This is a genomic window from Methylobacterium sp. 17Sr1-1, from assembly GCF_003173775.1.
In the GTDB taxonomy this organism is placed as follows: Bacteria; Pseudomonadota; Alphaproteobacteria; order Rhizobiales; family Beijerinckiaceae; genus Methylobacterium.
In genome coordinates, this window is the sequence record NZ_CP029552.1 from 3,898,770 (window position 1) to 3,922,319 (window position 23,550).

Genomic DNA, 23,550 nt, shown 5'->3' on the forward strand with positions numbered 1-23,550 from the left:
TCTCAGCTCCCCTGCGGCGAGAGCGACTTCACGGCGCTCTGGAGCGAGGATTCGGCCTCCGCGGTCGCGGTGGCGGCGCTCTCGAAGGCGCGCTGGATGGTGATGAGCTTCGTCATCTCCATGATCGGGTTGACGTTCGAGCCCTCGACGTAGCCCTGGACCACCCCGATGCCGGTGAAGTCCTGCACCGGCCGCGCCGGCAGGCTGGAGGTCACGGCGTTGCCGGGCGCGCGGGCGAGCGTGCCCTTCTTGTCGAGGGTGAACAGGCCGAGCGACCCGACCTGGTTGGTGCCCTGATAGATGCTGCCGTCGCGCCCGATGGTCGGCGGGCCCTGCTGCGGATCGAGGAGGAGGGGCGAGCCGCCGGGATCGAGCACCGGCTGCCCGGTGAGGGTGCGCAGCTGCCCGGTGGCATCCATCGTGAGGCGCCCGTCACGGGTGTAGGCCGGACCGGACGTCCCGCCGATGCCGAACCACGCATCGCCCTGGATCGCGACGTCGAGGGGCGCCTCGGTCTTGGTGATCTGCCCGGAGGCCCGCGACAGGTAGGTGTCGTTCGAGCTCACGAAGGCCACCGCGCCCTTGGTCGCCTGGGCGAGCAGGGCCGAGAACTTCATCTCCTCGGCGCGGAAGCCCACGGTCGCCATGTTGGCGACGTTGTTGGCGGTGGTGTTCAGGCGCTTGTCGAGGGCGACCTGGGTCGAGAGGTTGACGTAGAGGCTGTTCTGCATCGCCGCCTCACGCCTGATCGTTGCTGAACAGGGCCAGGATCGGATCCGTGGCGGTGTTGTTCTGCGCGTCCCAGATCGCCGCGAAGCGCCGGGCGAAGGCCTCGACCTTGGCCGGGTCGTTGAAGCTCGCGAAGTCGACTTTGGAGGCGATGAGGCTGGCGCGCACCGCCAGGGCGTCGCTGGTGGTGGCGCTGCTCGTCGCCGGCAGGCCGATGACCGTGTTGATGACCTGGGTCAGGGCGGGGTCGCCCAGGATGTCGTAGCCGCTCCTCAGCGTCGGCGCCTTGCGGGCGAAGTAGAGGGCGAGGCGTACCCCGGTATCCTCGGCGCCGGCATCGCCTTCGAGGCTCTGCTGCAGGTAGGCGTCGACCACGCCCTTGACGTTGGCGCTCGGCGAGGGGTCCGTGCCGTTGCCGATGTCGACCGCGGTCTGGCCCGGAGCCGACAGGGCGGCGTTGTTCACCGTGACGGTGCGGTTCGTCCCGCCGGCGAAGTAGATCGTGTCGGCGTTCACGCCGGTGCCGCCCTGCTCCCCGTCGAGGCCGAGATCGGCGTAGTCGGTGGTCTCGAAGCCCAGGCTGCCATTCGCCGTGAGGCCGACCTGCACCTTGCCCGCGAGTCCGTCGGCGCCGGAGGCGTCGATCTGGGCGTTGATCGCCGCGGCGATGTCGGCTTGGCTGACCTTGGTCAGGTCGACGACCTTGCCGGAGAAGGTCGCCTTGTTGAGGACGATCGCGGCGCTCTTCGTCGTGGTGGCGTCGAGCTGCGAGGAGACGGTGAAGCTCGCCTCGTTGGTGCCGGAGAAGTCGTAGGACGCGGCGAGCGCGGTCGAGAGGGTGAGCTTCGCGCTGGCGGCCGGCAGCACGTAGTCCTCCGTGACCATCGTCGGGTCGGTGCCCTGCGCGGTGGCGCCGGCCGCGAAGTCGAAGGCCTTCGCGAAGGCGACGTAGCGGTCGTCGGCCAGGCGGTTGGCGAAGGCCGTCGAATCGCTCGCGCCCTCGGTCAGGACCTTGCGCATGAACGCCTTGGCGTAGGTCATGTCCTCGAGGCCGAAGGCCTTCATCGCGTAGCTGTAGAGCCGTTGGTCGCCCATGAAGTCGTCGATCGACTTCACCTTGCCGATATTGGCCTGGTAGTAGGCGGTCTCGCGGGCGACGATCGGCTCGTTGCCCTTGCGCTGCAGCGAGGTCGCGAGGTTCCGCGACAGGAGCATGTAGCTCGTCAGGGTGCTGGTCACGGATTCGTCTCCGGCCCGTCGGCACGGTGGGAGGGGAAAGCCTGCCGCGGCGGCACGGCACCCGGCGGGAGCCTCCGCTCTAGGGGGCCACGCTTGCTCGTGGCTTGCCGCGGCTTGCGCGTGGCTTGCCGCAGCCCCGCAGCTTGCCGCAGCGCACTCACAGCGGGGTCGGTCCGATGATCGTCTCGGTGGTGATGACGATCCAGCCGGCGCTGGTGCTGCGGATCGACAGGACCCGTCCGGCCCCGGGCAGGGTGGAGCCGACGGCGACCTCGTGCAGGCCGTCGCGTCCCTCCACCACGGCCTGGCCCGCGGCGGCGCGCCGAAGGGCGAAGCCGGAAGGTGGAGGCGCCGTCCGCTCCGGCAGGGCCGCGACCGGTCCTGCCGCGGGCGCCGCCGGGACGTCCGCCAACGAGCCGGTGACCAGGGGATCGAGGTCGGGCTCGGGCGCGCGGGCTTCCGCGACGGTGCGCTTCCAGGAGAACGGCGCGGTCAGCGCCGGCAGCACCTCCCGCACGTCGTAGGGCCGGGCCGGCTGGGACAGGGTGTAGCCGGCAAAGCCCGTGGCGGTGAGCGCGAGCAGGATCGCGGCGCCGAACACGCCCCGCTCCGCCGCGGCCTCCCGGGCCCGACGGCGGGCGATCAGGCCCGCGACCGGGCTCTCGGGAGGATGGGAGCGGTGCTTCACTTTTGGCGGAGCTGCGGGCATGGCCGGGAGTGGTTCGACGGTTGATGGCTAACGAGAGATGAAGGAACAGGCTTGACGCTTGGTTAACGCCATCGCCAAGGTCAACGAGCTGACAGACGGCGCGCCGGGTTTTCGCGGCGTCGAGAAAGCCGTAAGCGTTCCCGCGCGGGCGCGAAGGCCCGACGCAAGGGGACTCCATGACCGATCTGCGGGAGACAGACGGCGTCGCGGACGATGGCGGCCAGGGTTCCGCACCGATCCCCCGGGCGGGCCGGCGGCGGCGCCTGATCCAGCAGGGGCGGATCGTGCTCGGCCCCGACCACTCCGTCGCCTGTGCGATCGCCGACGTCTCGAACGAGGGCGCTCGCCTGCGCGTCCCCGCCCGCGTCGCCCTGCCCGACACCTTTCCCCTCGTCATCGCCGCCCACGACCTGCGCACCGTGACGGTGCGCCTGCGCTGGCGCCGGGGAGATTATGCCGGGGTGACGTTCGAGGGTGGGGGGTTCTACGTCGAGTGAAGGCGGGGCGGGCTTCTCTTCGGCGTCCCGGGGACGGTTCGATCCTGATTTCTCCGCCCCCTTTCCCGGACGACTGGAACGAAGTGGAAGGAGGTCCGGGATCCAGCACAGGAAGTGCCGCGAAGCGGCTCTGCCTTTGCGACGTCGCAGAGAGGCGGACGCTTCGCGACTTTTCGTGCTGGATCCCGGATCTCCTTCCGCTGACGCTTCAGTCGTCCGGGAAAGGGGAGTTTGAACTTGTCGATCCAGCGCGGTGTATAGCGCCGTCAGGGGGTTCGAGCGGTTATTTGAACAACTTCTTCAGCTCGCCCTTCAGGATCTTGCCGTTCGGGTTGCGCGGCAGGATCTCGTCGTGGAGCAGGATCCGCACCGGCACCTTGAAGGCGGCGAGCCGCGCGGCCACGAAGGCGCGCAACTCGTCCTCGCCGGCTTCCGCGCCGCGCGCGATCGCCACCACGGCACCGGGCTCCTCGCCCAGAGTCGGGTGAGGGAGGCCGACGACGGCGGCGTCGACCACCGCCGGGTGCTCGTAGAGGACGCTCTCGACCTCGCCGCAATAGATGTTCTCGCCGCCGCGGATCAGCATGTCCTTGGCCCGGTCGACGATGGTGATGAAGCCTTCCTCGTCGATCCGCGCGAGGTCGCCGGTGCGCAGCCAGCCCTCGCGCAGCACCTCGGCATCGGCGTCGGGCCGGTTCCAGTAGCCCGCGACCACGATCGGGCCCTTGACCCACAGCTCGCCGACCTCGCCCGGGGGCAAGGGATGCTCCTCCGGATCCATCACCTTCGCGTCGCAGACCGGCAGCGCCGGGCCGCAGCTGTCGGGGCGGTGGACGTAATCCTCGCCCTGGTGGTGGGTGAAGGTGGCGGTGGTCTCGGTCATGCCCCAGCCGGTCGCCGGCTGCGCCTTCGGGAAGGCGGCGCGCAGGCGGCGCACCAGGTCGGCCGGGGCCGGGGCGCCGCCGTAGCTGATGGTTTCGAGCGAGGAGAGGTCGTGCGTGCCGGCCGCCATCCCGTCGAGGAGCTGGAACGCGATCGTCGGCACGCCGCCGGCGCTGGTGCAGCGCTCGCGCTCGATCAGCACCATCGCGCGGGCGAGGTCCCAGCGCCGCATCATCACCAGCCGTCCGCCCCGGTAGAGGTTGGGCACCAGGGTCGCGAAGCAGCCGGTGACGTGGAACAGCGGGATCGACAGCAGGGCCGCCTTCTGCGGCGCGTTCGGGTCCGGCACCGGCACCGGCTCGCCCCGGCGCAGGAAGGCGCGGGCGGCGGAGAACGGGTGGGCCATCACCCCGCTGGCGCCGGCCCGCTGGGTGCCGATCGCCCCTTTCGAGCGGCCGGTGGTGCCGGAGGTGTAGAACAGGGTGGCGATGTCCTCCGGCCCGATCGCGACGTCCGGCAGCGTTCCCTCCGGCAGGGCGCCCCAGTCCGGCACCGCGCCGATGATGTCGGTCAGGCTCTCGGTACCGGGGGCGGCCGGGGCACGGGCGATCAGCACGCGCCTGAGCGCCGGATAGCCGGCACGCCGCTCGCTGATGCGAGCCCAGCGCTCCTCGTCGACGATGGCGACGGAGGCGCCGGAATCGGTGAAGCCGTGGTCGAGTTCGGGGCCGGTCCACCAGGCGTTGAGGGGCGTGACGATCGCACCGGCCAGGGTCGCGGCGAAGAACGCCACCGGCCATTCCGGCAGGTTGCGCATCGCGATCGCCACCCGGTCCCCGGGCTGCACGCCGCCGCGGATCAGGTCCGCGGCGAGCGCCAGGGTGGCCCGGCCGAACGCCTCGAAGCTCGCCCGCTCGTCCTCGTAGACCAGGAAGGTCTTGTCCCCGTGCGCCCGCCCGGCGACGAAGATGTCGCGCAGGGTGAGCGGAGCGTTGGCCCAGATCCGGGTCGGCACGCCGCGGATCGAGATCTCGCCGACCGCGAAGGGAGAACCGGGCGCGGTCAGCCGCGCGGTCGCCTCGGCGAGGGAGATCGCAGGCCAGGCTTTCGGGGTCGTCGCGGCGGACGGCTCGGTCATCGGCGGGCTCGTGACTGGTGTGGCTTTCTTCGCGGACGGGCAGGGGGGACGATCAGGTGATGGTCTGCCCGCCGTCGATCACGATGCTCTGGCCGGTCATGAAGGCGCCGGCCGGGCTCGCCAGGAAGACCGCGGCGCCGGCGATCTCGTCGGGCTGGCCGATGCGGGCGAGCGGCGTGCGCGCCGTGTAGGCGGCGCGCGACTTCGGGTCCTCCCACAGGGCGCGGGCGAAGTCGGTCTGGATCAGGCCGGGCGCGATGCAGTTGACCCGCACGTTGTGTGGCCCGAGCTCGACCGCGAGGTTGCGGGCGAGCTGGAAGTCCGCTGCCTTCGAGACGTTGTAGGCGCCGATGACGCCCGAGCCCTTCAGGCCGCCGACGGACGAGACCAGGATGATCGACCCGTCCCGGCGCTCGATCATGCCCGGTGCACAGAAGCCGATCAGCCAGTGGCTGGCGATCACGTTGTTGTCGAGGATCTTGCGGAACTGGTCGTCCGAGATCCCGCTCATCGGACCGTAATACGGGTTCGAGGCGGCGTTGCAGACGACCGTGTCGATGCGGCCGAACCGGTCCAGCGTGCCGTTCGCGAGTCGCTCAAGGTCGGATTTCTGCGAGATGCTGGCCGGGATCACGATCGCCCGCTCCTCGCCGTGGCGGGCGTTGATCGCCTCGGCGACGGGGGCGCAGGCCTCCGCCTTGCGGGACGAGATGACGACCTTCGCCCCGTGCTCGGCCAGGCGCTCGGCGATGGCCCGCCCGATGCCGCGGGACGAGCCGGTGACGATGGCGACGCGGCCGGTGAGGTCGAAGAGCGGCGTCTGCATGGGCGTCCTCCCGCGGGGCCTCTGGCAAAACAGGCCTTGCTTTTGGGGCGACCTTAGCCCCGTATGGCGATTAAGCAAGCCGTGTTTTCGAAAACGCGGCCGTGGGGAGGGTGGAACGAGGGGATACCCCCTGTTCGAACCGCGGTTTCCGGGGCCCTTGCGGCTCCATACCCAATCCCCGATAATAGGTCGGAGGCCCGCCCCGCCGGAAAGAGCGGCGGCCGGGATCGTGGGAGGATTCCTGAGATGCGCGAAGCCGTCATCGTCGCCACCGCGCGCACCCCCATCGGCAAGGCCTACCGGGGCGCATTCAACGACACGCAAGGCCAGGCGCTCGGCGCCCACGCCATCGCGCACGCCGTCTCCCGCGCCGGCATCGACCCGGCCGAGATCGGAGACGTCGTGATGGGGGCGGCGCTCCAGCAGGGCTCGACCGGCGGCAACGTCGCGCGCCAGGCGGCGCTCCGCGCCGGGCTGCCCGAGACGGTGGCGGGCATGAGCCTCGACCGGCAATGCGCCTCCGGCCTGATGGCGATCGCGACCGCCGCGAAGGAGATCATCACCGACGGGCTCGACGTCGCGGTCGGCGGCGGCCTCGAGTCGATCTCGCTCGTGCAGAACGACAAGGCCAACCGCTTCCGCGGCCAGGATCCGTGGCTCGTCGAGCACGTGCCGGCGATCTACATGACGATGATCGAGACCGCCGAGAACGTCGCCACTCGGTACGGCATCAGCCGCGAGGCGCAGGACGCCTACGCCCTGCGCTCGCAGCGGAAGACCGCGCAGGCGCAAGCCGAGAATCTCTTCGCCGACGAGATCGTACCGATGGCTGCCCGCATGGCGGTGGTCGACAAGGCGACCGGCGCGGTCTCGCACAAGGAGGTCACGCTTGCGCAGGACGAGGGCAACCGGCCCCAGACCAAGCTGGAGGATCTCCAGGGCCTCAAGCCCGTGTTCAAGGACGGCCAGCGCCTCAAGGAAGGGCAGTTCATCACCGCCGGGAATGCCAGCCAGCTCTCGGACGGGGCGGCGGCGGTGGTGCTGATGGAGGCACGCGAGGCAGAGCGCCGGGGCCTCAAGCCGCTCGGCGCCTATCGCGGCATGGCGGTCGCCGGCTGCAACCCGGACGAGATGGGCATCGGCCCGGTCTTCGCGGTGCCGAAGCTCCTGAAGCAGCACGGGTTGAAGGTCGAGGACATCGACCTCTGGGAGCTGAACGAGGCCTTCGCCAGCCAGGTGCTCTACTGTCGCGACACGCTCGGCATCCCGGACGAGCGCCTGAACGTCAATGGCGGCGCGATCTCGATCGGGCATCCCTACGGCATGTCGGGGGCGCGGATGACCGGGCACATCCTGCTGGAAGGCCGCCGCCGCGGCGCCAAGTACGGCGTCGTGACGATGTGCGTCGGCGGCGGCATGGGCGCCGCGGGCCTGTTCGAGATCTACTGAACCTGCCACATCATCCGGCTCACGCGACGGCGCCCGGCAAGAGGCGCCCGGAGGACGCCGGCAGAGGGATTTTTCGGGATATGGCGCAAGATTCCAACGCCCAAGGTAGCCCCACCAACGACACCGTCGTCTCGACCGCCCGCGAGGGCGCGGTCGCGGTGCTGACGCTGCAATCGGGCCCGGTGAACGCGCTCGGCACCGCCCTGCGCCAGGGGATCCTGGCGGCGGTCGAGGCCGCGGAGGCCGATCCCGCCGTGAAGGCGATCGTGCTGATCGGCGGCGGCCGGATGTTCTCGGCCGGGGCCGACATCACCGAGTTCGGCAAGCCGCAGAGCGGCATCAGCCTGCCCGACCTGCTCAACCGGATCGAGGCCTCCTCGAAGCCCGTCGTCGCGGCGATCCACGGCAACGCGCTCGGCGGCGGGCTCGAGACCGCGCTCGCCTGCCACTATCGGGTGGCGGTGCCCTCGGCCAAGGTCGGGTTGCCGGAGGTCAAGCTCGGCATCCTGCCCGGCGCCGGCGGCACCCAGCGGCTGCCGCGGGTGGTGGGACCCCGCAAGGCGCTGGAGGTGATCGTCGGCGGCTCGCCGATCGGCGCCAAGGCGGCCGCCGGCATGGGGCTGGTCGACGAGCTGGCGCCGGAGGATTCGCTTCGCGCCCACGCCGTCGCCTTCGCCGAGCGGGTGGTGGCGGAAGGCCGGCCGCTCACCAAGATCCGCGACCGTGACGACAAGATCGCCGAGGGACGCGACGATCCGGGCCTGTTCGCGACGTTCCGCGAGGAGAATGCCCGCAAGACCCGCGGCTTCGAGGCGCCCGAAGCCTGCATCGCCTGCGTCGAGGCCGCCTGCCGGCTGCCTTTCGACGAGGGGCTGGCCTTCGAGCGGGCCGAATTCCAGAAGCTCGTCTCCGGCACCCAGTCGGCGGCGCAGCGCTACGTGTTCTTCGCCGAGCGCCAGGCGGCGAAGATCCCGGACGTGCCGGACGACACGCCCGCCCGCCCCATCGCCCGCGTCGGCGTCATCGGCGCCGGCACGATGGGCGGCGGCATCTCGATGAACTTTCTGAACGCCGGCATCCCGGTGACGATCGTCGAGACCAAGCGCGAGGCGCTGGATCGCGGCCTCAAGACCATCCGCACCAACTACGAGAACACCGCCAAGAAGGGCCGGTTGAAGCCCGAGGACGTCGAGACCCGGATGGGCCTCCTGTCCGATACCCTGGACCTCGAACAGCTCGCCGAGTGCGACCTCATCATCGAGGCCGTGTTCGAGGATATGGGCATCAAGAAGGAGATCTTTTCCAAGCTGGACAAGATCGCCAAGCCCGGCGCGATCCTGGCCTCGAACACCTCCTACCTCGACGTCGACGCCATCGCGGCGATGACGAGCCGGCCGGCCGACGTGATCGGCATGCACTTCTTCTCGCCGGCCAACGTCATGCGCCTCCTGGAGGTGGTGCGCGGCGAGAAGACCGCCAAGGACGTCATCGCCACCGCGATGCAGATCGGCCGGAAGATCGGCAAGATCCCGGTGCTGGTCGGCGTCTGCCACGGCTTCGTCGGCAACCGGATGCTGGCCCAGCGCCAGCGCGAGGCCAACCGCCTGATCCTGGAGGGCGTCACCCCCTGGGACGTCGACCGGGTGATCTACGAGTTCGGCCTGCCGATGGGCCCGTTCACGATGAGCGACCTCGCCGGCCTCGACATCGGCTGGAGCCGGGAGACCAACAAGTCCGAGACCGTGCGCGACCTCCTCTGCGAGCAGGACCGCCGCGGCCAGAAGACCGGGGCCGGCTTCTACGACTACGACGCCAAGCGCAAGGCGACGCCCTCCCGGGTCACCGAGGAGATCATCGCGAAGGTCGCCGAGCGCCAGGGCGTCAAGCGCCGCGACGCCGGCGACCAGGAGATCTTGGAGCGCACCCTCTACCCGATGGTCAACGAGGGCGCGAAGATCCTCGAAGAGGGCAAGGCGATCCGGGCCTCGGACATCGATATCGTGTGGATCAACGGCTACGGCTGGCCGGTCTACCGCGGCGGGCCGATGTTCTGGGCCGACACGATCGGGCTGCCGAAGGTGCTGGAGCGCCTGCGGGTCTACGAGGCCGAGTACGGCGAGGCGTTCAAGCCGTCGGCGCTGCTGGAGCGGTTGGCGGCGGAAGGCAAGAGCTTCAAGGACTTGTAGCGACGGCTCTGCTTTGAACCCTCCCCCTCTGCGGAGCAGGCTGGGAGAGGGGACCGCGACGCCGATCCAGGGTTCGCCCTTCATCGAGCGCGCGACCTCTCCGGAAACGGCGTCCCCTCTCCCGCCCCGCGCACGAGTGCTTCGCACTCGCAGCGGGGCACCCTCCCCCGCAGAGGGGGGAGGGGTCGGGCGTCGAGCCGGTATTTGAAACAATAACCAGATCAGGAGGCACCCCATGGACCTTCGCTTCACCCCCGAGGAGCGCGCCTTCCGCCAGGAAGTCCGCACCTTCTTCCAGGAGAACCTGCCGCAGGAGATCCGCCAGAAGCTGATCGACGGGCGCCACCCGTCGAAGGACGACATCGTCACTTGGCAGAAGATCCTCAACAAGAAGGGCTGGGCGGTGCCGAACTGGCCCGTCGAGTGGGGCGGCACCGGCTGGGATCCGGTGCGCCAGTACATCTTCCTCGACGAGCTCCAGAGCTTCCCCGCCCCGTCGCCGCTGCAATTCGGCGTCTACATGGTCGGGCCGGTGATCGCTCAGTTCGGCAACGAGGCGCAGAAGAAGCACTTCCTGCCCCGCATCGCCAACATCGACGACTGGTGGTGCCAGGGCTTCTCCGAGCCGGGCTCGGGCTCCGACCTCGCCTCGCTCAAGACCAAGGCGGTCCGGAAGGGCGACCACTATATCGTCAACGGCCAGAAGACCTGGACCACGCTCGGCCAGCACGCCGACTGGATCTTCTGCCTCGTGCGCACCGACGCGACCGTGAAGAAGCAGGAGGGTATCAGCTTCCTCCTCATCGACATGAAGACGCCGGGCATCACCGTGCGGCCGATCCAGACCATCGACGGCGGGCACGAGGTCAACGAGGTCTTCTTCGACGACGTCAAGGTGCCGGTCGAGAACCTGGTCGGCCAGGAGAACAAGGGCTGGGACTACGCCAAGTTCCTGCTCGGCAACGAGCGCACCAACATCGCCCGCGTCGGCGTCTCCAAGCAGCGCATCCGGCGCCTGAAGGAGCTGGCGGCTTTGGAGCGGGTCGGCGACACGCCGATTCTGGAGAATCCGCGCTTCCGCGAGAAGCTGGCGGCGCTCGAGATCGAGCTGAAGGCGCTTGAGATGACGCAGCTGCGCGTGGTGGCCGCCGAGCGCACCCGTGAGAAGGGCAAGCCGGATCCGGCCTCCTCGATCCTCAAGATCAAGGGCTCGGAGATCCAGCAGGCGACGACCGAGCTGCTGCTCGAAGTCGTCGGCCCCTACGCCCTGCCCTTCGTGCCGGAGGACGAGGGCGACGAGTCCTTGAGCAACGAGCCGCCGGTCGGGCCCGACTGGGCGGGGCCCGCCGCGCCGACCTACTTCAACTGGCGCAAGATCTCGATCTACGGGGGCTCGAACGAGATCCAGAAGAACATCATCGCGAAGGCAATCCTGGGGCTGTAGCCCCGGGATTCTTCGATAATCACTCCGCCCTTTCCCGGGCGCATGCAGCGTCAGCGGAATGCGACCCGGGAACCAGCACAAGAATTCGCGAAGCGTCTGCCTCTCTGCAGCGGTGCAGCATGCAGAGCCGCTTCGCGGCACGTCCTGTGCTGGATCCCGGATCTCCTTCCGCTGACGCTTCAGTCGTCCGGGAAAGGGCGGTCGTCAGATAACTCAGCCGTATGGCGGCGGCACCCGACGACCAGGAACAGACGTCGATGGATTTCGATCTGAGCGAGGAGCAGCGCCTCCTCAAGGACAGCGTCGAGCGGCTCCTCGCCGACCGCTACGACTTCGAATCCCGCAAGCGCTACGGCAAGGAGCCCGAGGGTTTCGCCAAGGCGATGTGGGCGGCTTACGCCGAGCAGGGCCTGCTCGCGGTGCCGTTCTCGGAGGAGGATGGCGGCATCGGCGGCGGGCCGGTCGAGACGATGATCGTCATGGAGGCCTTCGGCGGCGCGCTCGCCCTCGAACCCTACCTCGCGACCGTCGTGCTCGCCGGCGGCGTGCTGCGCCACGCCGCGACGCCTGAGCAGCGCGCCGAATGGCTGCCGGGCCTCATCGCCGGCGAGACCCGCTACGCCCTCGCCCATGCCGAGCGCCAGGCCCGCTACGACCTCCACGACGTCGGCGTCACCGCGCGCCGCGACGGCGATGCTTGGGTGCTGGAGGGGGAGAAGTCGCTCGTCCTGCACGGCGACAGCGCCGACCGGCTGATCGTCTCGGCCCGCACCGCCGGCTCGCGGCGCGATCGGGACGGGATTGGCCTGTTCCTGGTCGAGGCCAATGCCGAGGGCGTGTCGCGCCGCGGTTACCCGACCCAGGACGGGATGCGGGCGGCGGAAATCTCGCTGTCCTCGGTCCGGGTCGGGGTCGATGCGGTGATCGGCGATCCGGCCGGGGCGCTTCCGGTGATCGAGCGGGTCACCGACGAGGCCATCGCGGCGCTCTGCGCCGAGGCGGTCGGCGCCATGGACCGCATGCACAGGTTGACGGTCGAGTACCTGAAGACCCGCAAGCAGTTCGGGGTGACGATCGGCTCGTTCCAGGTGCTCCAGCACCGCGCTGCCGAGATGTTCATCGCCCTCGAACAGGCCCGCTCGATGGCCTTCCTCGCCACCATGATGGCGGGCGAGGACGACGCCGACGAGCGCACCCGGGCCATCGCCGGCGCCAAGGTGCAGATCGGCCGTTCCGGCCGCATCGTCGGCCAGGGCGCGGTGCAGCTCCATGGCGGTGTCGGCGTGACGATGGAGTACAGCGTCGGCCACTACTTCAAGCGGGTCACGATGATCGACCAGCTGTTCGGCGATGCCGACCACCATCTCGGCCGGGTCGCCCGGATGGGCGGCCTGATCGCCGCCTGACGCGTGATACGCTTTCCGGGAGATTCCTTCCGGAAAGCGTATCGCCAGCCCGCGCGGCGCTTGAGCGAGGCCGATTTCCACATCGCGAAAGCGATTGCGCAGCAATCGCCGGGCGATCGATCGGAAATCGTATGAGGTGAATCGTGCTCATGTCCACGCGAGAAAACCTCGTTTGAGTTCCGTTCCCGGGGGCGGTTGGGTGATCCCGCCTCAAGAGCACCCGACAATCCCCGGGAGGGACCCCGATGACCGGCACCGAGCCGCGCGCGCTCGCGGACGCGATCCGCTTCCTGTCCATCGACGCGATCGAGCGGGTGGGCGAGGGACATCCGGGCACGCCCCTCGGCGCCGCCGACACGGTGACGGCGCTCTTCACCCGCCACCTCAAGTTCCTGGCCCGCGAGCCGCTCTGGTTCGACCGCGACCGCTTCGTCCTGTCGAACGGCCACGGCTCGATGTTGCTGTACTCCTTGCTGCATCTCTCCGGCTACGAGGGGATCGCGCTCGACGACATCAAGCGCTTCCGCGAGCTCGGCTCGCCCTGCGAGGGCCACCCGGAATACGCCCCCGCCCACGGCATCGAGACCACCACCGGCCCCCTCGGCCAGGGCATCGCCAACGCCGCCGGCATGGCGCTGGCGGAGGCCTACCTCAACCGCTGGCTCGGACCCGACCTGATCGACCACCGCACCTACGCCCTCGTCGGCGACGGCTGCCTGCAGGAGGGCGTCGGCCAGGAGGTGATCTCGCTCGCCGGCCACCTGCGCTTGGGCAAGCTGACGTTCCTCTGGGACGACAACCGGATGACCGACGACGGCGCGATCGACCTCGCGCTGAGCGACGACATGGCGGCCCGCTTCCGCCTCAGCCACTGGCACGTCCAGGAGGTCGACGGCCACGACAGCGAGGCGGTCTCGGCGGCCCTGCTGCTCGCCAAGGCCGACCCGCGCCCGTCGATGATCCGCTGCACCACCGTGATCGGCCGCGGCCTGCCCGGCGTCGAGGGCACGCGGGCGGCGCATTCCGCCCGCATCCCAGCCTCCTTGAGCGCCGCCGCCCGCAAGGCCCTGAACTGGCCCCACCCCGCCTTCGAGATTCCCGACGAGATCCGCGCCGCCTGGCGCGCGGCCGGCGAGCGCAACGCGCCGGACTTCGACTCCTGGACCCGCCGCGTCGCCGCTTTGCCGCCGGAGCGCCGCCTCCTCCTCGACCGCCTGCGCGACGGCAAGCTGCCGCAGGGCTGGGACGCCTCCTTGCGCGCCTTGCGTGACGAGGCCGCCCGATCGGGGCAGGCGCAGTCCGGCATCGCCCTCTCGGGCGAGCTGGTCGACCGGCTGGCGGAGGCCATCCCCGAGCTCCTCTCCGGCGCGCCGGACCTCGAGGGCGCGACCCAGCACAAGCGCCGCCTGAAGCCCTTCACGGCCGAGGACCAGGGCGGGCGCTACGTCCATTACGGCATCCGCGAGCACGCCATGGGGGCGATGATGAACGGCATGGCCGCCCATGGCGGCGTCGTGCCGGTCGGCGTCACCTACCTGGTCTTCTCCGACTACCTGCGCCCGACCCTGCGGCTCGCCGCCATGATGGGTCTGCCGGTGCCCTTCGTGTTCAGCCACGATTCGATCGGCATCGGCCGCAACGGGCCGACCCACCAGCCGGTCGAATACCTGGCGTCCTTGAGGGCCATTCCCAACATGCTGGTGCTGCGCCCGGCCGACGCCGTCGAGGCAGCGGAATGCTGGGAGATCGCGCTCCAGAACCGTACCGGCCCATCCTCGCTGATCTTCGCCCGCCAGGCCCTGCCGGCTCTGCGCCGCGACGCGGGGGCCGGGAACCGGTCCGCCCGCGGCGCCTACGTGCTGGAGGAGGCCTCGGGCCCCCGCCGCGTCACCCTGCTCGCCACCGGCTCGGAAGTGGCGCTCGCCGTCGAGGCCCGCCGCTGCCTGGAGGCGGAGGGCGTCCCGGCCGCCGTCGTCTCGATGCCGTCCTGGGAGCTGTTCGAGCGCCAGGGCGCCGCCTACCGCCGCGAGACGCTCGGGCCGGGCACGGTCCGGGTCGGGATCGAGGCGGCGGTGCGCCTCGGCTGGGACCGCTATGTCGGCGAGGAGGGCGGCTTCGTCGGCATGAGCGGCTACGGGGCTTCCGGAGCGGAGGCGGACCTCGCCCGGCATTTCGGCTTCACGCCGGAGCGGGTGGTGGAGGAGGTGCGGGCGCGGTTATAGGGGCTGCTGGCCTCTCTGGGCGCGGTGCATACGATTCAGCTTCGCCTCTCGAATAAACGTAAAGCACATCTCCCCTCTCCAGGCGATGCCGGGCAAGGATCTCTGGCAAGCCCGGCATCGCCTGGAGAGGGGATCCAGCGCCTTATTTTTCGAGCACAGATCAGATTGTTCTTACTTCAGCCCTCGACCTTCACCCCTCGACCTGGTCGAGATACTCGCCGTATCCCTCGGCCGCCATCCGGTCGCGGGGGACGAAGCGCAGCGAGGCGGAATTGATGCAGTAGCGCAGGCCGCCCCGGTCCCGCGGCCCGTCCGGGAAGACGTGGCCGAGATGGCTGTCGCCGTGCGTCGAGCGGACCTCGGTGCGGACCATGCCGTGCGTGGTGTCGCGCAGCTCCGCGACGTGGGCGGGCTCGATCGGCTTGGTGAAGCTCGGCCAGCCGCAGCCCGACTCGTACTTGTCGGAGGAAGCGAAGAGCGGCTCGCCGGACACGATGTCGACGTAGATCCCCGGTGCCTTGTTGTCGAGGTACTCGCCGGTGCCTGGCCGCTCGGTGCCGTTCTGCTGCGTGACGCGGTACTGCTCGGGGGTGAGCCGGGCGATGGCGGCTTCGTCCTTCTGGTAGGTCGGCATGCGGGCGGTCTCCGATCGTCCTTGGTCGCGAGAGCCCCATATGGGCTCGCCGGGGGCGCGGGCGAAGGGGGAGGCCTGCTGCCGTCGACCCGCGCGGGTCACCGAGTTCACATGTGAACTGTGTGCTCCGGACCCGACCGCCCTTCCGCCGGCTCCGCCATCGGCGGTAGGGTCTCGACGGTGGTCGCGCGAGCCTTACCTGCACGGGCCTCACCCGGACGAACCTCATCCTGGCCGGCCCGATGACCCTGCGACCGAACCTGTCCTCACGGCATGCCTGAGCGCGCCGCCCCCGGGCATCCCCCCTTCCTCTCCGGCGGCGGTCGCATGGGCGCGATGATGCGCGCCCACGACTGGTCGGATTCGCCGCTGGGGCGGCCGGAGACCTGGCCGCCCTGCCTCGGCGCGACGCTCAGCCTGATGCTCGGCTCGCGCTTCCCGATGTTCGTGGCGTTCGGGCCCGCGCTCGGCTTCCTCTACAACGACGCCTATGCGGAGATCCTCGGCGACAAGCATCCGGCGGCGCTCGGCCGGCGCTTCCACGACATCTGGTCGGAGATCTGGTCCGACATCGCGCCGCTGATCGACCGGGCCCTGTCCGGGGAGCCGACCTTCTCGGAGGACCTGCCGCTGGTGATGAACCGGCACGGCTACGACGAGCGGACCTGGTTCACCTTCTCCTACTCGCCGCTCCGGGACGAGGCGGCCCGGGTCGTCGGCATGTTCTGCGCTTGCACCGAGACGACCGGGCGCGTCGTCGCCGAGACGGGCCTGCGCGAGGCGGAGGCGCGCCTGCGGGCGCTCACCGATCACCTGCCGGGCGGCTACGTGTTCCAGATCGCCACGCCCCGCGACGGGGCCGGACGGCGCTTCGTCACGGTCTCGCAGGGCTTCGAGCGGATGACCGGGGTGCCGGCCGACGCCGTGCTGGCCGATCCCAAAGCTGCCTACGACCTGATCCTGCCCGAGCACCGGGTGCGGATCGCCGAGGCCGAGGCGGAGGCCGTCCGCGACCTGACCCATTTCGACGTCGAGGCGCCGATGCGCCGCCCCGACGGCCGCCTCGTCCATACCCGCATCATCTCGGCGCCGCGGCTCCTCGACGACCAGGTGATCTGGGACGGGCTGCACCTCGACGACACCGCGCGAAGGCGGGCCGAGGAGCGCTTGCGCGAGAGCGAGGCCCGGCTGCGGCTCGCCACCGAGGCCGCCGAGATCGGGCTGTGGGACGTCGACGTCGTCGGCGACACGCTGTACTGGCCGGCCCGGGTGAAGGCGATGTTCGGCATCTCGCCCAAGGTGCCGGTCACGATGGACGATTACTACGCCGGCGTCCACCCGGACGACCGCGACGCCACGCTCGCGGCCTACGCCGCCGCGGCGGATCCCGCCCGGCGCGCCGTCTACGACGTGGAGTACCGCACGGTCGGCAAGGAGGACGGGCTCGTCCGCTGGGTCGCCGCCAAGGGCCGCGGCCTGTTCGCCGACGGGGCCTGCATCCGCGTCGTCGGAACGGCCATGGACATCACCGCCCGCAAGCAGGCCGAGGCGGCGCTCCGCGACAGCGAGGAGCAGTTCCGCGTCCTCTCGCAGGTGCTGCCGAACTTCGTCTGGTCCACCGACGCGCAAGGCCGCGCCACCTGGTTCAACGAGCGGGTCTACGCCTATGCGGGTCTCGCCCCGGGCACCCTCGATGCCGCCGGCTGGCAGGCGATCATCCACCCCGACGATCTCGCCCGCGTCGCGGCGGACTGGCGCGCGGCGGTCGAGGGAAGCGGTGCCTACCAGTGCGAGTACCGCCTGCGCCGCGGCGACGGGACCTATCGCTGGTTCCTGGCCCGGGCGCAGCCGGTCCTGTCGGCCGACGGCGCGGTCGCCCGCTGGGTCGGCACCAGCACGGACATCGACGACCAGAAGCGGATGATGGCCGAGCTGGTGCGGTTCAACGAGACCCTGGAGCAGCGGGTCGCGGAGCGCACCGCCGAGCACGACCGCGTCTGGCGCAACTCCCGCGATCTCCTGGTGGTGATTGGGGCCGACGGCATCTTCCGCTCGGTCAACCCGGCCTGGGAGGCGATCCTCGGCCACAAGCCCGCCGAGGTGGTGGGGCGCAGCTTCCTCGACTTCCTCGTGCCGGAGGATGCCGCGGCGACGAGTGCGGCGCTCGAATCGGCGGTCGCGGCCCGCCACCTCACCAATTTCGAGAACCGCTTCCGGCACCGGGACGGCACCCCGCGCTGGCTGTCCTGGCACACCTCGGTCGAGGGCGGCCTCGTCTTCGCCAGCGGCCGCGACGTCACCGCCGAGAAGGCCCAGGCCTCGGCCCTGGCCCAGGCCGAGGAGGCCCTGCGCCAGTCGCAGAAGCTGGAGGCCGTCGGCCAGCTCACCGGCGGCGTCGCGCACGACTTCAACAACCTGCTCACCATCATCCGCTCGTCGGTCGATTTCCTGCGCCGGCCGGACCTGCCCGAGGCGCGGCGCAGCCGCTACCTCACGGCGGTCTCGGAAACGGTGGACCGCGCCGCCAAGCTGACCTCGCAGCTCCTCGCCTTCGCCCGCCGCCAGGCGCTGAAGCCCGAGACCCTCAATGTCGGCGCCCGGCTGCGCCTCGTGGCGGATCTCATCGACACCGTGACGGGCGCCCGGATCACGGTGGTCACGCAGGTGCCGGACCATCCCTGCTTCGTGAGGGTGGATGCGAGCCAGTTCGAGACGGCGCTCGTCAACATGGCGGTCAACGCCCGCGACGCCATGGAGGGCGCCGGCACCCTGACCCTGACGCTCGCCTGCGGCGTCGACCTGCCGCCGATCCGCGGCCATGCCGGCGCGCAGGGGCCGTTCGCCGCGGTCTCGCTGCGCGATACCGGCTCCGGCATCGCGCCCGAGCTGCTGCCGCGGGTGTTCGAGCCGTTCTTCACCACCAAGGAGGTCGGGCGGGGCACCGGCTTGGGGCTCAGCCAGGTCTTCGGCTTCGCCAAGCAGTCGGGCGGCGACGTCTCGGTCGAGAGCGAGCCGGGACGGGGCACCGTCTTCACGCTCTACCTGCCCGAGGTCGAGGCCGAGTTCGCGGCGGGGGAGGAGGCGGGCGAGACCGCCCCGGTCGATCCCGGCGGCATCGGCCAGCGGGTGCTGGTGGTCGAGGACAACCTCGAAGTCGGGCGCTTCGCGACCCAGATCCTGGAGGATCTCGGCTACGCCACGACCTGGGCGGTGAATGCCGAGGACGCCCTGGAGAAGCTCGGGCCCGACGGCGCCGGCTTCGACGTCGTTTTTTCCGACGTGGTCATGCCGGGGATGGGCGGCATCGAGCTCGCCCGCCTCCTCGCCCGGCGCCTGCCGCGCCTTCCGGTCGTGCTCGCCTCCGGCTACAGCCACGTCCTGGCCCAGGATGGCGCCCACGGCTTCGACCTGCTGCACAAGCCCTACTCGGCCGAGCAGGTCTCGCGCATCCTGCGCAAGGTCACGCGACGCGGGGCGCGGCGGGAGGTGGCGGGGTGATCTCGGGGGCGCGGGGGCGTCCTGCGAAAGAAAGCCCCCGCCTCTTCCTTTCCCGGACCGCCCTGATCACGTCGGAGCTATCACGGTAGTAAAAATTTTTCTTTCGCGCCTGAGATTTCGCAGAGATCGTTCAAGATAGAGTTCCAGCGAAAGGTAGAAGGTTTCCGCTTTCCTTGTCATAGATTGAGGAAACGTATTCTTGACGCGATCACAACCGGTCCGATCCAGAACTTGACCATTCATCACCCGAACCGGAAACCGGCACCGGAGACCCGCAGCGAGCGCCTGCCGCCGCGCCGATCGTCCCGATAGCCGGCCGGATCGCGCCGGCCTCCCGCGATCCGGCCCGAGATCTGCTTCTCGGTTCGCCGGACGGCAGGCGCTCGCGAAGCCGGGCTCGCACGAGGACCGCGCATGATCACCAGGAAGACCTTCCTCTCCGCGCTCGTCGCCGCGGCGCTCGCAGCGGGGACCGGCCCCGACCCCGCCCGGGCGGCCGGGAAGAGCGTCACCTTCGCCTACCAGGACATGACGACGCCGATCCGCGTGCTGATGGAGAGCGGCGAGCTGGAGAAGCGCACCGGCTACGCGGTGAAGTGGGTGAAGTTCGGCGGCGGCGGCGACGTGATCCGTGCCATGGCGTCGGGCAACGTCGACATCGGCGAGGCCGGCTCGTCGCCGATCGCCGCGGCGGCCTCGCAGGGGCTGCCGCTCAAGCTGTTCTGGATCCTCGACGATATCGGCGACGCCGAACAGCTCGTCGCCCGCACCGGGACCGGGATTGCCTCCGTCAAGGACCTGAAGGGGAAGACGGTCGGTGTGCCGTTCGTCTCCACCGCCCATTACCAGCTGATGTTCGCCCTCCAGGAGGCGGGCTTAGGGCCGAAGGACGTGAAGGTCCTCAACATGCGCCCGCCGGAGATCGCGGCGGCCTGGGAGCGGGGGGACATCGACGCCGCCTTCATCTGGGCGCCGGTGCTGACCGTGGCGAAGAAGAGCGGCACCGTCATCGCCTCGGCCGGCGACTTCGCCCGCAAGGGCAAGGCGACCTTCGACGGCATCGTGGCGACGAACGCGGCGCTCTCGGCCCATCGCGAGTTCCTGACGACCTTCGTGCGGCTGCTCGCCGCTGCCGACGCCGACTACGCCAAGGACGGCGCCGCCTGGACCGCGTCGTCGCCGCAGGTCGCGGCGATCGCGAAATGGACCGGAGCCGCCCCCGCCGAGGTGCCGGCGTCGCTCGGCGCCTACCGCTTCCCGACGCTGGCCGAGCAGGCCTCGCCGCGCTGGCTCGGCGGCGGCGCGGCGGACGCGCTCAAATCGACGGCGGAGTTCCTGAAGGCGCAGGGCCGCGTGCCCGATCTCGCGCCGGATTACGGCGCCTTCGTCACCACCGAGCTCGTCGACGCCGCCCTCAAGCCCTGACCGTCGGGAATCGTGCGATGCTGGAGATCCGCAAGCTCACCGTCCGCTACGGCGAGGGCGAGGCGGCGACCCTCGCCCTGTCCCGGGTCGACCTGACGATCGAGCCGGGGGAGTTCGTGGTCGCGCTCGGCGCCTCGGGCTGCGGGAAGACGACGCTCCTCAACTGCATCGCCGGCTTCCTGCCGGCGAGCGAGGGGCAGATCGTCCTCGACGGTCGCCCGGTCACCGGGCCGGGGGCCGATCGCGGCGTGGTGTTCCAGCGCCACGCCCTGATGCCCTGGCTCGACGTGCGCGACAACGTCGCCTTCGGCCTGAAGATGCAGGGCGTTCCGCGGGCGGAACGCGACGCGCGGGCCCGCGCCATGCTCGACCTCGTGGGCCTCGGCGATGCCGCGGACAAGAAGATCTACGAGCTCTCCGGCGGCATGCAGCAGCGCGTCGGCATCGCCCGGGCGCTCACCGCCGATCCGCGCATGCTGCTGATGGACGAGCCCCTGGGCGCGCTCGACGCCTTCACCCGCGAGCAGGTCCAGGAGCTGATCCTGACCCTCTGGGCGCGGACGCGGAAGATGGCGTTCTTCATCACCCATGAGGTCGAGGAGGCGATCTTTCTCGCGACCAAGCTCGTCATCATGACGCCCCGTCCGGGCCACATCGCCGAGATCATGCCGCTCGATTTCTCCCGGCGCCTCATTGCCGGGGAGACCGCGCGGGCGGTGAAGTCCAGTCCCGATTTCATCGCCATGCGCGAGCGGGTGCTGCGCGTGGTCCATGACCATGGCGGGGCTGGCCCCGCCGCGCACGACCATGGCGGGGCCAGCATCGATCCCGAGCGAGGAGCCGCCGCATGAGCGAGGCCGCCACCGACATGCCCGACGCGGTGATGACCGTCCCGCCACCGGTTCCCCGCCGCGCGGGGATGCGCCGGCGCGTCCCGCCCGCCTGGCTGATCAGCCTTGCGACCGTCGCGCTCGCCCTCCTCGCCTGGATCGCCGCAACGCAAGCAGGCCTCGTCAGGCCGCTGTTCCTGCCCCGGCCCGGCAGCGTGCTCGGGGCCTTCTCCGAGGCGCTCGACGGGCGCATCGACGGCGCGCCGCTCCTGGAGCACGTCGCCGCGAGCCTGATGCGGGTGGTGAGCGCCTTCGTGCTGGCGGCGCTCGTCGGGATCCCGGTCGGCCTCGCCACCGGCCTCAACCCCACCTTGCGAGCGGCGCTCGACCCGGTCATCGAGTTCTACCGGCCGCTGCCGCCGCTCGCCTACCTGCCGCTCGTGATCATCTGGTTCGGCATCGGCGAGACCTCGAAGATCCTGCTGATCTTCCTCGCCTGTTTCGCCCCCGTCGCGCTCGCCGCCCGGGCCGGCGTCTCGGCGGCGAGCGTCGATCAGGTCAACGCCGCCCGGGCGCTCGGCGCCAGCCGCGCCCAGGTGGTGCGCTACGTCGTCCTGCCGGCGGCCCTGCCGGACATCCTGGTGGGGTTGCGCATCGGCATGGGCGTCGGCTGGACGACGCTGGTGGCCGCCGAGATGGTGGCGGCCTCCACCGGCATCGGCCAGATGGTGCTCAACGCCTCGAACTTCCTGCGCACCGACATCGTGGTGATGGGCATCCTGGTGATCGGCGCCCTGGCGGCGATGTTCGAGTTCGGCATGCGCCGGCTGGAACGTCGCCTCACTCCGTGGAAGGGTAGGGCGTGACAGCCGGCCCGACGCCCATCGATTCGCGAGACGCCCGATGAACGACATGCTCCGCACCAACGACCTGCGCCACGTCATCGAGGCCGACCGCGCCCATGTCTGGCACCACCTCTCGCAGCACAAGGCCTACGAGACCACCGACCCGCGGGTGATGGTCGAGGGCAAGGGGATGCGGATCTGGGACGCGACCGGCCGCGAATACCTCGACGCGGTCTCGGGCGGGGTCTGGACGGTCAATGTCGGCTACGGCCGCACCAGCATCGCCGACGCCGTACGCGACCAGCTGGTGAAGCTCAACTACTTCGCCGGCGCGGCCGGCTCGGTGCCGGCGGCCCTGTTCTCCGAGCGGCTGATCGCCAAGATGCCCGGCATGACCCGGGTCTACTACTCGAATTCCGGGTCGGAGGCGAACGAGAAGGTGTTCAAGATGGTGCGTCAGATCGCGCACCGGCACCATGGCGGGCGCAAGTCCAAGATCCTCTACCGCGAGCGCGACTATCACGGCACCACGATCGGCGCGCTCGCCGCCGGTGGCCAGGATCAGCGCCGCGACCAGTACGGGCCGTTTCCGGACGGCTTCGTGATGGTGCCGCACTGCCTGGAATACCGCAGCCAGTGGGGTGAGGTCGAGAATTACGGCGAGATGGCCGCCGACGCGATCGAGGCGGTGATCCTGCGCGAGGGGCCCGACACGATCGGGGCGATCTGCCTCGAGCCGGTCACCGCCGGCGGCGGCGTGATCACCCCGCCGAAGGGCTACTGGGAGAAGGTGCAGGACATCTGCCGCCGGCACGAGATCCTGATCCACATCGACGAGGTGGTCTGCGGCATGGGCCGCACCGGCGCGTGGTTCGGCTACCAGCATTACGGCGTGCAGCCGGATTTCGTCACCATGGCCAAGGGCGTCGCCTCGGGCTACGCGGCGATCGCCTGCACCACGACGACCGAGGCGGTGTTCTCGCTGTTCAAGGACGACGCCTCCGACCCGATGTCGTACTTTCGCGATATCTCGACCTTCGGCGGCTGCACCGCCGGTCCGGCGGCGGCGCTCGAGAACATGCGGATCATCGAGGACGAGGGCCTGATCGACAACACGATCGCCATGGGCGAGCGGCTCATGGCCGGCCTGCACGCCCTCTCCGAGCGCCACGCGGTCATCGGCGAGGTGCGCGGCAAGGGCCTGTTCTGCGGGGCCGAGCTCGTCGCCGACCGCGCCACGAGGGAGCCGGCGGAGGAGAAGCGCGTCCAGGCCGTGGTGGCCGATTGCATGGCGAACGGCGTCATCATCGGCGCCACCAACCGCTCGCTCGCGGGGCTCAACAACACGCTCTGCCTCAGCCCGGCGCTCATCGCCACCCCGGCCGACATCGACCGGATCGTCGAGGCGATCGACGGGGCGCTGGGCCGGGTGTTCGGCTGAGCGCGTTCGAGCGCGGCGGCACGGCCGCCTCACGGCAGTGAGGGTGTCGGGTCGCAGAGACCGCTCGTGTGCCATCACAACAGGATAAGGACCCGTGTTCCGGCTCCCTGTCCACCCCTTTCCCGGACAACTGAAACGAAGTGGAAGGAG

General features: G+C 70.4%; 17 protein-coding genes. 11 read left to right on the top strand and 6 right to left on the bottom strand.

Translation table 11 applies throughout. The features are described from left to right. Window positions 1-2: 2 nt before the first annotated feature. From flgF to DK412_RS17535, 3 genes are all read right to left on the bottom strand, one after another. Complete coding sequence (gene flgF, locus DK412_RS17525; RefSeq protein ID WP_109972992.1) at window positions 3-731, bottom strand: flagellar basal-body rod protein FlgF; 729 nt, start codon at window positions 729-731, stop codon at window positions 3-5. Between the two features lie 7 nt (window positions 732-738). Continuing rightward, the gene (locus DK412_RS17530) at window positions 739-1,968 is read right to left on the bottom strand and encodes a DUF1217 domain-containing protein (RefSeq protein WP_109972993.1); all 1,230 of its coding nucleotides are present in this window, start codon (window positions 1,966-1,968) and stop codon (window positions 739-741) included. Window positions 1,969-2,125: 157 nt separating this feature from the next. Continuing rightward, window positions 2,126-2,656, bottom strand: a complete 531-nt coding sequence (locus DK412_RS17535) for a hypothetical protein (RefSeq protein WP_245447027.1) — start codon at window positions 2,654-2,656, stop codon at window positions 2,126-2,128. A gap of 197 nt (window positions 2,657-2,853) precedes the next feature. On the opposite strand from DK412_RS17535, the gene DK412_RS17540 reads away from it, so the two are divergent. Then, on the top strand, window positions 2,854-3,174 hold the full coding sequence (locus tag DK412_RS17540) for a PilZ domain-containing protein (protein WP_109972995.1): 321 nt from the start codon (window positions 2,854-2,856) through the stop codon (window positions 3,172-3,174). A 283-nt stretch (window positions 3,175-3,457) separates the two neighbouring features. Here DK412_RS17540 and DK412_RS17545 read toward each other — a convergent pair whose 3' ends face one another. Continuing rightward, on the bottom strand, window positions 3,458-5,194 hold the full coding sequence (locus tag DK412_RS17545; protein ID WP_109972996.1) for a class I adenylate-forming enzyme family protein: 1,737 nt from the start codon (window positions 5,192-5,194) through the stop codon (window positions 3,458-3,460). A 52-nt stretch (window positions 5,195-5,246) separates the two neighbouring features. Continuing rightward, on the bottom strand, window positions 5,247-6,020 hold the full coding sequence (locus DK412_RS17550; RefSeq protein ID WP_109972997.1) for an SDR family oxidoreductase: 774 nt from the start codon (window positions 6,018-6,020) through the stop codon (window positions 5,247-5,249). Window positions 6,021-6,266: 246 nt separating this feature from the next. Here DK412_RS17550 and DK412_RS17555 point away from each other — a divergent pair, with 246 nt between their 5' ends. From DK412_RS17555 to DK412_RS17575, 5 genes are all read left to right on the top strand, one after another. Then, a complete protein-coding gene (locus DK412_RS17555) occupies window positions 6,267-7,469 on the top strand; it encodes an acetyl-CoA C-acyltransferase (protein ID WP_109972998.1) in 1,203 nt (400 codons plus the stop codon). A gap of 80 nt (window positions 7,470-7,549) precedes the next feature. Next, window positions 7,550-9,655, top strand: a complete 2,106-nt coding sequence (locus DK412_RS17560; RefSeq protein WP_109972999.1) for a 3-hydroxyacyl-CoA dehydrogenase NAD-binding domain-containing protein — start codon at window positions 7,550-7,552, stop codon at window positions 9,653-9,655. Window positions 9,656-9,890: 235 nt separating this feature from the next. Then, the gene (pimC, locus tag DK412_RS17565; RefSeq protein ID WP_109973000.1) at window positions 9,891-11,099 is read left to right on the top strand and encodes a pimeloyl-CoA dehydrogenase large subunit; all 1,209 of its coding nucleotides are present in this window, start codon (window positions 9,891-9,893) and stop codon (window positions 11,097-11,099) included. Window positions 11,100-11,356: 257 nt separating this feature from the next. Then, complete coding sequence (locus tag DK412_RS17570; protein WP_109975336.1) at window positions 11,357-12,505, top strand: acyl-CoA dehydrogenase family protein; 1,149 nt, start codon at window positions 11,357-11,359, stop codon at window positions 12,503-12,505. A 245-nt stretch (window positions 12,506-12,750) separates the two neighbouring features. Further along, on the top strand, window positions 12,751-14,727 hold the full coding sequence (locus DK412_RS17575; RefSeq protein WP_109973001.1) for a transketolase: 1,977 nt from the start codon (window positions 12,751-12,753) through the stop codon (window positions 14,725-14,727). A gap of 190 nt (window positions 14,728-14,917) precedes the next feature. Here the strand turns inward: DK412_RS17575 and msrB are convergent, their stop codons facing one another. After that, window positions 14,918-15,361 carry a peptide-methionine (R)-S-oxide reductase MsrB gene (msrB, locus tag DK412_RS17580; RefSeq protein WP_109973002.1) on the bottom strand — a complete coding sequence of 148 codons (444 nt, stop codon included), beginning with the start codon at window positions 15,359-15,361 and terminating at the stop codon, window positions 14,918-14,920. 327 nt (window positions 15,362-15,688) lie between these two features. Between msrB and DK412_RS17585 the strand changes: the two genes are divergently transcribed. The 5 genes from DK412_RS17585 to DK412_RS17605 all read left to right on the top strand — a co-directional run bounded on the left by DK412_RS17585 (window position 15,689) and on the right by DK412_RS17605 (window position 23,400). Then, window positions 15,689-18,859, top strand: a complete 3,171-nt coding sequence (locus DK412_RS17585) for a PAS domain-containing protein (RefSeq protein WP_204165392.1) — start codon at window positions 15,689-15,691, stop codon at window positions 18,857-18,859. Window positions 18,860-19,273: 414 nt separating this feature from the next. Next, on the top strand, window positions 19,274-20,284 hold the full coding sequence (tauA, locus tag DK412_RS17590) for a taurine ABC transporter substrate-binding protein (RefSeq protein ID WP_109973003.1): 1,011 nt from the start codon (window positions 19,274-19,276) through the stop codon (window positions 20,282-20,284). A gap of 17 nt (window positions 20,285-20,301) precedes the next feature. Further along, a complete protein-coding gene (locus DK412_RS17595; RefSeq protein WP_109973004.1) occupies window positions 20,302-21,135 on the top strand; it encodes an ATP-binding cassette domain-containing protein in 834 nt (277 codons plus the stop codon). Further along, on the top strand, window positions 21,132-21,980 hold the full coding sequence (locus DK412_RS17600; protein ID WP_109973005.1) for an ABC transporter permease subunit: 849 nt from the start codon (window positions 21,132-21,134) through the stop codon (window positions 21,978-21,980). Before DK412_RS17595 ends, DK412_RS17600 begins: the two co-directional genes overlap by 4 nt. A 37-nt stretch (window positions 21,981-22,017) precedes the next feature. Continuing rightward, entirely contained in the window at window positions 22,018-23,400 is a 1,383-nt protein-coding gene (locus DK412_RS17605; RefSeq protein WP_109973006.1) for an aminotransferase class III-fold pyridoxal phosphate-dependent enzyme, read from the top strand. Window positions 23,401-23,550 lie beyond the last annotated feature (150 nt).